Raw genomic sequence first — 10,931 nt, 5'->3', positions numbered from 1 at the left:
ACGAGCAGCCAAGCCGCCTACTGGCACACGGCAGCCAGCAGGACCCCACCACCGCCCAGCCGCGCCGAACGGGCCGAGGCCCGCGCCGCCGCCGAACGCGCGGCCGCGGAACGCCAGGCCCAGCGGGCGGCCGAGTCCGAGCGCCGCCGGTGGGGCGGCCGCCCACCCTCCGCACGACTGCGTGAGCTGACCGGCAACGTCAAGAACGTGGCCCGCGCCCACCGCGACCTGCTCGACCAACTGGCCGCCCTGCCACCCGCGACACAACGGGAGATCGCCAACTGGCTGGCCCGCAAAGCCTTCGCGCACGCGGGCATGACGGACGACCCCAAGGCCGCCGCGGCACTCGACGCCTTGGACAACGGCGCTCCCCTACCCCCGCCCTTCACGGACATGCAGTCGGCGTTCGCCTACCTCCACCCCAAGCCGTCCTCCCTGACCATCGCCATCGTTGCCACGCACAAGGAACCTCACCGGCAGTACCCGATCCACCGTCCTTCGTTCGCCGTCCCGGCCCTGTTCGGCGCGACCGAGAGCGACCCCTTGCAGGCGGTCGTCGAAGCCTTCACCCACGCGGAAGCGACGTTCGACGACCGCAGGGGACGAGCTCATCGCGGCGCTGCGTGCCCGCTTCTTCGCCTGACGTCGAGCGTTCACATCGACGGGTATTCGACTACTCTGCTGCCGGTGCGCGCCTATCGTGAGCTGTTCGCGGTTCCCGAGGTTCGGCCGTTGGTCGTTTCCGCCGTCGCCACCCGCATCGCCGCCCCGATGCTCACCCTCGCCCTGTTTCTCGCGGTGGTCGCCGCCGGCAGGTCGTACGCGGCGGCCGGGCTGGTCCTCACCGGGTTCGCTGCCGCGCTGGCCCTGTCGGTGCCCGTCTCCGCGCGGCTGGTCGACCGCCTGGCGCCCCGCCGGATCCTGCTCGGCTGCCTGGCGGGCCACCTGACGGCGTACGCCATCATGATCTTTGCCCTGGCGCAGGGTCTGTCCACCGGCGTGCTCGTCGGCTGCGCGGTCGCGCTCGGCGTCAGCACCCCACCGGCCGGCCCGGTCGTGCGGGCCACCTGGCCGGCGTTCGTCCCGCGGCAGCGGCTGCAGACCGCCTTCGCCCTCGACGCCGTCGTCAACGAGGCCATGTACGTCACCGGGCCGTTGGTGGTGTCATTGCTGCTGCTGTTCACGGACCCGATCGTGGTCACCGGGGTCGCGGGCCTCGCCATGCTCGTCGGCATCCTGTTGCTCGTGAGCGCGCCCAGCGTCCGGCGGCGCGAGGCCTCGGACGATGCCGAGCGCAGGAACTATCTCGGTCCACTTGAGAGCGGGCAGGTGCGTCTCCTGCTCGCGGTCATCGTCTGCGACGCCTTCGCCTTCGGTGCCGTGGTGGTCGCCGCACCGGCGGCGGCCGCCGAGGCGGACTCCCCGGGCGCGGCCGGGTTGCTCATCGGCGCGGTTTCCCTGGGTACGGTGGTCAGCGCGCTCGTATACGGCACCCGGCCGCCGGCCACCTCCCTCGCCCGGCAGATGTTCCTGTTCCACGCGGCGACGGCGCTGGTGCTGGCCGGGGTGAGCCGGGCACCGACGCTCCTGCTCCTCGGCTGCGCCCTGCTCGCGCTCGGCCTCGTCGGAGGCCCACGCGACACGCTGCACCAACTAGCCCTGGGCGACGCGGCTCCGGAGCGCTACCGCACCGAGGCGTTCGCCTGGATGGGCTCGTCGATGTGGGCCGGGTACGCGCTCGGTTCCGGTGCCGCCGGCCAACTGATCAGCCTCGTCGGCGACGACGTCGACGCCGCGTTCTTCGCGGCCGGCGGTGTGACCGCACTCGCGGCGCTGCTGTCGCTGCTGGTCCGTGGTCAGAGGTGAACCGGCGGCGGCCACTCCGGCGGACGCTGCCCGGCCGTCGCCGCGCGATCGGCGACGACGAGGTCGAGAAGCTGTAGCCCGTCGTCACGCTTGGTGTCCGGCGCCACGTGGTCGAGGTAGTGCCGCAGCGGGCCGCACGCTGCCTCGCCGACCTCGGCCACCAGGTCCCGCATGATCAGCGCGATCGTCCGTTCCGGAAAGTACCGGCGTTTGGCGAGCACGAGGAACCGTCCGGCGAGCGCGGCGTCCACCACACCCGCCACCTCCGCCGCGGCGACGGCGAAGCGCAGGTTCACCAGTGGCTCGGAGACCGCCCGCCCGGTCTCGTCGTCGTACGTGATGGCGACCTCGTCGTCGGCGTTGATGCGCCCGGACTGGTACTCCTGGTAGATCCTGCCGACACCCACCATGCCGTACGGCGCGCACTCCACCGCCCGCAGCGCGCCGATGCTGGAGGAGCCGTACGTCCGGACGCCCGCGTCGATCGCCCGCAGCACCTCCTTGGGCGAGACGCTCAGGCTCTGGAAGAACGCTCCGTCGATGATGCCGATCACCGGCGGCGGCGCGGCGCGGGCCAGCAACGCGTCGATGTCGCCACGCCGGACAGGCGGCAGGAACTCGATGTCGGTGCGCTTCAGGGCGGCGGCACCGTGCAGGCTCGGACCGACGAAGACCGCGGGGCGGCTCATGCCGACACCGGGGCGAGCTGCCGCAGCGCCGTGTTCCACGCGTCCGCCGCCCGTTGACCCAACTTCGAGCGGTCGACGGCCCAGGACTCCAGTCCGGGTACGACCACCCGCGCGACCCGGACCGGCAGGTCCGGCGGGGACAGGTCGACGACGATGACCCGGGACATGCCGCGGTCGCGCAGCCGGGTCACCATCATCCTGATGTCGCTGACCACGTCGTCGCTGGGATGGGACGGAAGCTCGGCCATGGCGACCTGCCGCTCGGCCGGCCGCCACGCCCAACTGGTGGGGTCGACGGCGGTGGCGCGCTTGGTGTGGTGCCGGTGCTTGGACACCTCGGCATCGGGCAGGTTGATGTCCTCGCGCATCGCCTGGATGTCCACCGCCCGGGACTGCGCGCACTCCGTCACCGCCCGGATCATCGCGATCTCGAGGTCGGGATGGGTGCCGTAGCCGCCGTACCCCTTGGAGGTCGATGGTCCGTTGTCCTCGGCGGACGCGGCCAGGACGCTGGGGATGCCAAGGTCGGAGGTGATGGACACCAGCCGCATGCTGATGCCGGCGTCGTGGAACCGCTCGAGCAGGCGCTGGACGGTCGGCGGTGTGCTGCCCGGGTCGATGTGCGGATGCTGCTGCCGCAGCGCGGCCACCTGCTCCGGCCGGCGCGGCCCGGCCAGTCCTTCGGCGAGGATGTGGCTCAACCGCCCGCTGACGATCTCCGACAGGGTCAGCGCGTCGCGCTCGATCAGCTCACACAGGGCGTGGCAGACCGCCTCCTCCAAGGTGTTGCCGGAGGCGAGGCCGTTGGTGACGCCGATCGAGTAGCACGGTGGTGCGCCGGGATCCGCACCGTAAGAGACGGCGCTGTTGGGCACGAGCACCGTCTCCTCGCTCACCAGGTCGTAGCCGGGCACCCAGTAGATGGGGAGATGGTCGGCGTACTGCGGCAGCAGTTCGATGTTCAGGTCGGCCGGGCGCATCGCGGGCGCGCCCAGGTCCTCGTAGGCGGCGACGGTGGCGGGTCGCAGTGGCAGCCAACCGGCGTAGCGTTCGACCGCCTCCATGACGGCCGACGTCATCGAGTCGATCGGGGTCAGCCCCTTGCCGGTGTAGACCGAGAGGACGTCGTTGGACCGCGGCACGATGGCGTTGTGCACCGGGATCCCGATGCGGTCGAGCCCGGTGATGTCCGCGATCCGGGTGATGCCGATCCGCCGGAAATGCGGGCGAACGGCGGCGAAGGTGTCCTCTGGACTGCGTTCGCGATGAGCGCCGCGACCGCGCAGTTTAGGGGCTTGATCTCGAATCATGATTTTCGCGGGTACGCGCTGCGGACCAACGGCCGCGGATGGGACCCCGCGACCGTTGGCACTCCGACGGGTCAGCCGAGCTCGGCCTGCTTGAGCGGCGCGGCGAAGGCGGCACACCCGGTGTCGCCGACCGCGAGGCCCAGCTCCTCTTCCAGCAGATGTTGCAGCTCCACCGGCGAAACCTCCGCCAGCTCGACCGCGTCCACGTTGTCCCTCATGGCAGCTCCTCCCGTTGACTCCCCGTTTCAACCTGGACGGCCACGAATGCGTTCGGTCCTGAGCCCTGACTCCATGGCCGACAAAGGCGGCGGGGTATACCGCCAGCGCAGGGAATCATATCTTTGCAACCTTCGATTTGTCAGCTCATACACTGACCGGACAGTTGGAACTCCTCACGTCGTGATTTTGCCTTTTACGCCGATCTGGCGGCGGCGATGTCAGCGACCGCTGTTGTGGACGTCGGCTGTGGGACCGGGCAGTTGGCCGTGGAGCTTGCGCGTCGGGGGCACGAGGTCACCGGTGTCGACCCGTCGCCGGAGATGCTCGAGGTCGCTCGGCGACGTGACGGTGGCGACCTGGTCCGGTGGGTCGAAGGGGACGCCTCGTGCCTGGGTTCGGGTGAGTACGACCTGGCCCTGATGTCCGGCCACGTCGTGCAGGTCATCACGGACAATGACCACTTGCGAGCTACGTTCGCGGCTCTTGGTCGAGCGTTGCGTCCGGGTGGCAGGCTCGCGTTCGACAGCAGGAACCCCGTCGCCCGTGTGTGGCACCAATGGACTCCCGACCGTTCGAGGCAGGCGCTTGCCGACGGTGTCGAGGTTTGGTTCCAGGACCCGCGTTCGCACGGCGACCTGGTGACCTTCGAGATCCATTTCGCTTTCCCGGACGGCACGAAGCGGGTTTCGCACAACGAATTGCGGTTCCGATCCTATGGCTGGCTGACCCGCGCGCTGGCCGAGGCCGGCTTTCAGGTGGACCCGGTCGACCACGACGAACCAGACCTGATCTTCATGGCGACCTCGACTCGGCGCCGCCGGGTCGCCGCCTTGCGCATCGACGCATCACCCGACGGCGAATGGCTGGCGGCGGTCGTGTTCGACTCGCTGGAGACCGTCACCGTCCCGATCACGGGGCTGGACACCACCGAGGTGCTGCAGCGGCTGCGCGACCTTGACGTGCCGCAGGAACTGGTCCTGGCCGAGTTGGAACAGCTCAACCTGGGCTGGAGCGCCCGCGACGAAGTCCGACAGCGGTCGCAGGCCGACATGGCCGACTGGCGCCGACTCGACAAGGAACGCCGCGAACAACTCAAGCGAGACTTCCGCCGGGGTCACGATTGACGCTTACCGTGGGCGTCGACACGTGCTCAGCAGCGGTTGAGCAATGCGCCGTGCCGTCACCATCGCAGCCGGGTTTCCCGGCGATGCGGCTCGGAACCGACACGGTACGGACACGGGTCGACTCTCTCGGCGGCCCTGAGGAGTTGCGGTTCACGGCGAGACCGCGGTCATGGACGACCCGGAGCGACGCCTGGTCCCTGCACGACCGCCCCTGAACTGAGTAACGCTCGGGCACGGGCCGTCAGAAGCCCGTTGTATCCGCTGAGAGCGGGAAGCTGCTCCGGGCTGAACCACCCCAGTTCAGACCCCTCCTCGCCGTCGGCAACAGCGGCGCCGGCCACGCGACCCGCCAGGAACGTCACACCCACGACGTGGGCCTGGTCTCCATTGGGATAGGTGAGCTGAAAGGCCCCACGGGCCGTGGTCGACGCGCCGCTGGAGCAACCAGCGGCCCGCGCCATCTACGACAACGACGCCGGTTGCGGCGAGCAGCAACGGCCGGTGACCCACCAGACTGCGCAGTTCGCCGACGTACGTCATCCAGGCACCCTAGATCGTCAAGACCAACCGACCCTTGTTCAAGATCAGGTCTGTTGTCCCTTCCGGTAGTTGCGCGGGGCCGTTCCCGTGCGTCGTTTGAAGGCCGTGCTGAACGCGCTTTCAGACGTGTAGCCGAGGGAAGCGGCCAGAGCGGCCACGCTCGTGTCGGTCTCGCGCAGCGACTGTTGCGCCACGCGGATGCGCCAATGCTGCAGGTAGGTCAGCGGCGGCACGCCGGCCACGGCGGTGAAGCGGGCGGCGAACGCCGTCCGGGACATCGTCGCCGAGCGGGCCAGGTCGTTCAGGTGCCAGGCGCGGGCCGGGTCGGCGTGCATCGAGCGGACGGCGGGTGCCAGCCGCTGGTCGGTGAGCAGCCGCAGCCAGCCCGGCGGCAGGTCCGTGGGGCTGTCCAGCAGCGACCGCATGACCTCGAGGAACAGCAGTTGGGCGTACTGGCGTAGCGCCAGTTCCGCGCCCGGCCGGGCGGTGGTGAGCTCCTGCACGACCCGGTCGAGGAGCCAGCCGATGGTCGGCGCGCCGCCTGGGATCACCGACACCGGCGGGAGCGTGGCGAGGAGTAGGTCGTCGCCGATCTGGTTCATCCGCACGTGGCCGCCGACCAGGACGGTCCGCGGTGCGTCGTCGCCGGCGAAGGGCAGCGTGACCAGGCGTCCGGCCGATGCCGCGAACAGTGCCGTGCCGTCGACCGGCTCCGCGCTCAGGTCGGTGGCCAGCAGCTCCGAGCCTCGACCGTTGAGGACCGCCACGTCGCCCGCGGTCAAGTCGATCGGGTCGGTGGCGTCGTCGACCAGCATCCGGCACGACCCCTGCAGCACCGCGGTCACCTTGAGGCGGGCGCGCGGGTGGAACCGCACCGCCCACCCGCCGGTCGCGGTGAGCGCGCCCGACACGATGCCGCTGGCGCCCGCCAGCGCCAGGGCGTCGGTCAGAGGATCATGAGCCATGCCTGGGACTCTCGCGAAGAAAAACAGGACTTTCAATCATTCATAGTACGCCGCCAGCGGCGGACGCTGGATCCATGACAGTTTCGATCATCACCGGCGGGTCCCGCGGGATCGGTCTCGCCGCGGCCAACCGGCTCGCAGCCGAAGGCCATGACGTGGTTGTCGCCTACGCCGAAAGCAAGTCCGCCGCGGACGACGCGGTCGCGAAGATCGTCGCGGGCGGCGGCCGGGCGCTCGCCGTGCGCGCCGACGTGGCCGACGAGCACGACGTCGCCGCGTTGTTCGACACCGCCGAGCGGGCGTACGGCGGCGTGGACGTGGTCGTGCACGCCGCCGGGGCCATGCGGCCGAGCACGATCGCCGACCTCGACCTGGACGCGCTCGACCTGGTGCTGCGCACCAACCTGCGCGGTGCGTTCGTGGTCGGCCGGGAGGCCGCCCGCCGGGTCCGGCCCGGCGGGGCGATCATCAACTTCTCCAGTTCGACCACGCGGTTCCGCCGCGAAGGCAATGCCGTCTACACCGCCACCCGGGCGGGGGTCGAGGTGCTGACCTCGATCCTGGCCAAGGAGATGCGCGGCCGCGACGTGACCGTCAACGCGGTCGCCCCCGGCGCCACGGCCACCGACATGCTCGACGCCTTCACCGGCGGCGACGACGCGGCGCTCGCGGCGATCGCCGCCGGCAGCCCGATGAACCGGCTGGGCACCCCCGACGACATCGTCGAGGTCGTCGCCTTCCTGGCCGGCCCCGGCCGCTGGGTGAACGGCCAGACCATCTTCGCCAACGGCGGCGCCATCTGAGCTCCGGCCGTTCAGTCGTCGAGTGTGACGACCGCGTTGTCCTCGATGCACACGACGTCCGGATCCCGGCGCAGCGCTTGAACCTGAACGTCGGTCAGCGCGGCGCTGAAGGTGCTGATCGTGTCGAACACGTGGCTCGGGGATACACCCGCTCGTGCGGCAACGGTGAGTGGGTCGCCGCTTCGGCGAACGGCGACCAGATACTCACCGTCGACGCGATCCTCCGGCTGGGTACGGAAATGCGGTGCGAGCCGGTCGTCGTCGCGCTCGAACCGCTCGATGTCGGGATCCTCCGAAAGTGCTTCGATCTCGAGGCCGCTCAACGTGGCCCCGAACCCCCAGGAGTCGATGCGGTACAAGCTGTGGGAACCGATGCGCTGGCGGCTCAGGATCTGATAAGGGTCGGAGATTCCGGGCTTGACGAACACGAGGTAGTCGTGGCTGGTAGCGCGCCTGGCACGACGGGCCGCCAACGAGTCCGGCACAGGTTCTGGCTCGTGCTCTGGGGTGTCCGCGGTGTCGGCGAGGGCATAGCCGAGCTCGCGAGCCTTGGCGATCACGTGCGCCGGCGGGCGGCCCAGCCTCCGCACCTTCGCGGCGAGCGTCATGCTGGGGCGGCGCACGTAGCCAGGGTCATACAGGTGCCATGGCTGATAGGCGTTCGGATAGTCGGCCCGCAGCAGGTCATAGTCGGCCGGCAGATCCTGCACCGTGACCCGGATCGAGCGCACCGAGCGGGTCGGAAGGTTCTCGAACCGGCCGGCCGGACCACGGACGAAAACAAAATCCGGCGTCAATGTCACGAAGTGCGCCGGATGCACCCGCACTTCGCCATCATTCTGCTCGATCGCCACCAGGTACGGCACGTACACGGTGGGATCCGACCAATCCGTCACGCGAGGATCATGCCCGACCCCTACGAGGTACGGTGCCACGATGACCTCGGTGCGGGCGAACGGTGTGGATCTCGGCATCGAGAGCTTCGGCCGCCAGGACGATCCGCTGGTTCTGCTGGTCGGTGGCACGACGATGTTGTCCTGGCCCGACGCGCTGTGCGAGCGGCTCGCGTCGCGCGGGCGGCGGGTGGTCCGCTACGACCTGCGTGACTCCGGCGCGTCGACGACCCTCGACCCGGAGAATCCGGCGTACGGCCTGCGGGACCTCGCCAAAGACGCGGCCGCACTGGTCGAGGTGCTCGGTGCCCGGACCGCCCACCTCGGCGGCATCGGCGTCGGCGGGATGGTCGCCCAGGTCGCCGCGCTGGACCACCCGGACGCCTTCTCCGCACTCACCCTCGTCGGCACCCGGCCGGTGGCGCCGGGGCCGGTCGACGACGACCTGCCGGACCACGACCGCACGGTCATGGCCGCGCTGTTCTCCCGCCCCCAGCCGGACTGGACCGACCGGGACGCCGTCGCGGCGTTCGCGGCCGAGGGCGCCGAGCCGTTGGGAAACGATCCCGCGCAGGCGCGGGCGACGGCGGCCCGGATCTGGGACCGGACGCCGTCGACCGATCCCGCGGTGCACCAGGCGAACCAGCTCGGGACGGTGTTCGCCCGGATCGACTGCGCCCCGCGCTGGCGGGAGCGGCTCGGCGAGCTCGACGTGCCAACCCTCGTGGTGCACGGTCGCGCCGACCCGTTCTTCCCCGTCGGCAACGGCGAGGCTCTCGCCGCCGAGATCCCCACGGCCCGACTGCTCGTCCTCGACGACATGGGCACCGCGCTGCGGCACAGCGCGGCCGACCAGGTCGCCGCTGCGATGCCCACTGACTGATCATCGAGCCGTCGGATCGATGCCGATCGGTGCGAGCAGCGTGGCCGTGCGGTTCATCAGCTCGCGCTGGGTTGCCGCGTCCTCGGCCGTCGGGTTGGGGCGGGCCGGTTCCGTCTCGTCGAAGTAGCGGCCGTTGATCGAGCCCCCGCGGGTGGCGACCCGCACGATGTTGTCCGCGCCGTGCTCCGGTGGGTCGCCCTCGATCGAGAACATGCCGGCCAGCAGGCGGGAGCGGATGACGCCCGGGTGCATGCTCGCCGCCTCCGCCGTGCGGCCGTCGAGGCGGCCCGCGAGCCAGCACGTGTACGTGACGATCGCGAGCTTGGACTGCGCGTACGCGCCGACCGCCGAATAGCCACCCGCGGCCAGGCCGAGATCCGCCAGCCGCAGCCGCGCGGACAGGTGGGTCGCCGACGCGATGTTGAGCACCCGGCCCAGCCGGTCGCGCAGCGCCGTGGTCAGCACCACCGTGGACAGATAGTTGGTCTGCAGCGTGGCCTCGATGCCGTCGGCGCTGTCCGCACGCCGCCGGGCGCCGGGCCGGCCCGCGTTGTTGACCAGCAGGTCGACCCGGTCGGCGGTGCCGCGGATCGACTCGGCGAGCCCGGCGATCTGATCCAGGTGGCCGAAGTCCGCGGAGAGATAGGTGACGTCGCCGCCGAGCCCGGCGAGGAAGCCAAGAACCTCCGCGCGGGGTTCGAGCCCGTGCAGCACCAGGTGCCCGACCCGGCCCGCGAGCCGGACCGCCGTGGCGCGGCCGATGCCTTCGGTGGCACCGGTCAGCACCACGGTGCGATCACGCAGGTCCATCAGCCATCAACATAGCGGGGCCATCGGACCCACGGCAGGGGGTCTCGTGGCCCTGCCTCAGGAAGGACGGCCCGGCCTAGCGTGAACGCATGAGGACTTGGCAGGTCGGTGACGTGATGACGGCGGACGTCGCCACGGTGGGTGAAGATGCTCCATACAGGACGATCGTCGATCTGTTGGCGGTGCGGCGGATCAGCGCCGTCCCGGTGGTCGACAGCTTCCGGCGGGTGCTCGGCGTCGTATCCGAGGCGGACCTGTTGCCCAAGGTCGAGCTGACCGGGCAGCCGCACGAGCCACGGATGTTCACGCTGCGGCGCCGCGCGCGGGCCAAGGCCGACGCGAGCCTCGCGCGCGAGCTGATGACGGCGCCCGCCGTCACCACGATGGAGAGCGCGACCTTGGTCGAGGCCGCGAAGGCGATGGACCGGGCGGGTGTCAAACGGCTGCCGGTGACCGACGACCTCGGTCGCCTGGTCGGCATCGTGTCCCGCGGCGACCTGTTGAAGGTCCACCTGCGCCACGACGACGACATCCGGCACGACGTGGTCACCGAGGTCCTGCGCCGCATCCTCGGCATCGGCGACGACGCGGTCGCGGTGACCGTGGCCGGCGGCGTGGTCACGCTGGCCGGGCGGCTCGACCGGCGCAGCTCCGCGGAGATCGCGGTCAGCCTGGCCGCGCAGGTCAGCGGCGTCGTCAAGGTCGTCGACGGGATCGAGTACGACTTCGACGACGCGGACCGCTTCGTGCCGGGACCGCTGCTCTGACTCAGTGCTTCTTGCCGAGCAACCGGGTGGCCAGCACCGCGGCCTGCGTGCGCCGCTCCAAG

General features: G+C 70.7%; 11 protein-coding genes. 5 read left to right on the top strand and 6 right to left on the bottom strand.

The annotated features are described in order from the left end of the window. Positions 1-1,866, top strand: a 1,866-nt coding sequence (locus tag Air01nite_RS39240; protein WP_203708496.1) for an MFS transporter, incomplete at its 5' end; no start/stop codon positions are given. On the opposite strand, the gene Air01nite_RS39235 is transcribed toward Air01nite_RS39240, so the two are convergent. The 3 genes from Air01nite_RS39235 to Air01nite_RS39225 all read right to left on the bottom strand — a co-directional run bounded on the left by Air01nite_RS39235 (position 1,857) and on the right by Air01nite_RS39225 (position 4,083). After that, on the bottom strand, positions 1,857-2,555 hold the full coding sequence (locus tag Air01nite_RS39235) for a TfuA-like protein (RefSeq protein WP_203708495.1): 699 nt from the start codon (positions 2,553-2,555) through the stop codon (positions 1,857-1,859). The two genes, Air01nite_RS39240 and Air01nite_RS39235, sit on opposite strands and share 10 nt — an antisense overlap. Next, entirely contained in the window at positions 2,552-3,865 is a 1,314-nt protein-coding gene (locus Air01nite_RS39230; RefSeq protein WP_203708494.1) for a YcaO-like family protein, read from the bottom strand. The genes Air01nite_RS39235 and Air01nite_RS39230 overlap by 4 nt, the downstream gene beginning before the upstream one ends. Before the next feature lie 71 nt (positions 3,866-3,936). Continuing rightward, positions 3,937-4,083: a hypothetical protein gene (locus tag Air01nite_RS39225; RefSeq protein WP_203708493.1), complete on the bottom strand. Its 147-nt coding sequence runs from the start codon at positions 4,081-4,083 to the stop codon at positions 3,937-3,939. Positions 4,084-4,287: 204 nt separating this feature from the next. Here Air01nite_RS39225 and Air01nite_RS39220 point away from each other — a divergent pair, with 204 nt between their 5' ends. After that, positions 4,288-5,208: a class I SAM-dependent methyltransferase gene (locus Air01nite_RS39220; RefSeq protein WP_275408333.1), complete on the top strand. Its 921-nt coding sequence runs from the start codon at positions 4,288-4,290 to the stop codon at positions 5,206-5,208. Positions 5,209-5,792: 584 nt separating this feature from the next. Here the strand turns inward: Air01nite_RS39220 and Air01nite_RS39215 are convergent. Next, a complete protein-coding gene (locus Air01nite_RS39215) occupies positions 5,793-6,713 on the bottom strand; it encodes an AraC family transcriptional regulator (protein ID WP_203708491.1) in 921 nt (306 codons plus the stop codon). A 74-nt stretch (positions 6,714-6,787) separates the two neighbouring features. Between Air01nite_RS39215 and Air01nite_RS39210 the strand changes: the two genes are divergently transcribed. Continuing rightward, the gene (locus Air01nite_RS39210) at positions 6,788-7,516 is read left to right on the top strand and encodes an SDR family oxidoreductase (RefSeq protein WP_203708490.1); all 729 of its coding nucleotides are present in this window, start codon (positions 6,788-6,790) and stop codon (positions 7,514-7,516) included. Between the two features lie 11 nt (positions 7,517-7,527). On the opposite strand, the gene Air01nite_RS39205 is transcribed toward Air01nite_RS39210, so the two are convergent. After that, positions 7,528-8,412, bottom strand: coding sequence for a protease inhibitor I9 family protein (locus tag Air01nite_RS39205; protein ID WP_203708489.1), 885 nt, complete (start codon positions 8,410-8,412; stop codon positions 7,528-7,530). 40 nt (positions 8,413-8,452) lie between these two features. Between Air01nite_RS39205 and Air01nite_RS39200 the strand changes: the two genes are divergently transcribed. Further along, the gene (locus tag Air01nite_RS39200) at positions 8,453-9,292 is read left to right on the top strand and encodes an alpha/beta fold hydrolase (protein ID WP_203708488.1); all 840 of its coding nucleotides are present in this window, start codon (positions 8,453-8,455) and stop codon (positions 9,290-9,292) included. On the opposite strand, the gene Air01nite_RS39195 is transcribed toward Air01nite_RS39200, so the two are convergent. Then, positions 9,293-10,102, bottom strand: a complete 810-nt coding sequence (locus Air01nite_RS39195) for an SDR family NAD(P)-dependent oxidoreductase (protein WP_203708487.1) — start codon at positions 10,100-10,102, stop codon at positions 9,293-9,295. It lies immediately after the preceding gene. An 89-nt stretch (positions 10,103-10,191) separates the two neighbouring features. On the opposite strand from Air01nite_RS39195, the gene Air01nite_RS39190 reads away from it, so the two are divergent. Then, positions 10,192-10,869, top strand: coding sequence for a CBS domain-containing protein (locus Air01nite_RS39190; protein WP_203708486.1), 678 nt, complete (start codon positions 10,192-10,194; stop codon positions 10,867-10,869). The last annotated feature ends 62 nt before the right edge of the window (positions 10,870-10,931 follow it).

The organism is Asanoa iriomotensis, from assembly GCF_016862515.1.
In the GTDB taxonomy this organism is placed as follows: Bacteria; Actinomycetota; Actinomycetes; order Mycobacteriales; family Micromonosporaceae; genus Asanoa; species Asanoa iriomotensis.
This window is presented reverse-complemented; position numbering and strand designations above follow the sequence as displayed.

Coding starts and splice junctions, on each gene's coding strand:
- Air01nite_RS39235 (WP_203708495.1), bottom strand. CDS start 2,555: ATGAGCCGCCCCGCGGTCTTCGTCGGTCCGAGCCTGCACGGTGCCGCC.
- Air01nite_RS39230 (WP_203708494.1), bottom strand. CDS start 3,865: ATGATTCGAGATCAAGCCCCTAAACTGCGCGGTCGCGGCGCTCATCGC.
- Air01nite_RS39225 (WP_203708493.1), bottom strand. CDS start 4,083: ATGAGGGACAACGTGGACGCGGTCGAGCTGGCGGAGGTTTCGCCGGTG.
- Air01nite_RS39215 (WP_203708491.1), bottom strand. CDS start 6,713: ATGGCTCATGATCCTCTGACCGACGCCCTGGCGCTGGCGGGCGCCAGC.
- Air01nite_RS39210 (WP_203708490.1), top strand. CDS start 6,788: ATGACAGTTTCGATCATCACCGGCGGGTCCCGCGGGATCGGTCTCGCC.
- Air01nite_RS39200 (WP_203708488.1), top strand. CDS start 8,453: ATGACCTCGGTGCGGGCGAACGGTGTGGATCTCGGCATCGAGAGCTTC.
- Air01nite_RS39195 (WP_203708487.1), bottom strand. CDS start 10,102: ATGGACCTGCGTGATCGCACCGTGGTGCTGACCGGTGCCACCGAAGGC.
- Air01nite_RS39190 (WP_203708486.1), top strand. CDS start 10,192: ATGAGGACTTGGCAGGTCGGTGACGTGATGACGGCGGACGTCGCCACG.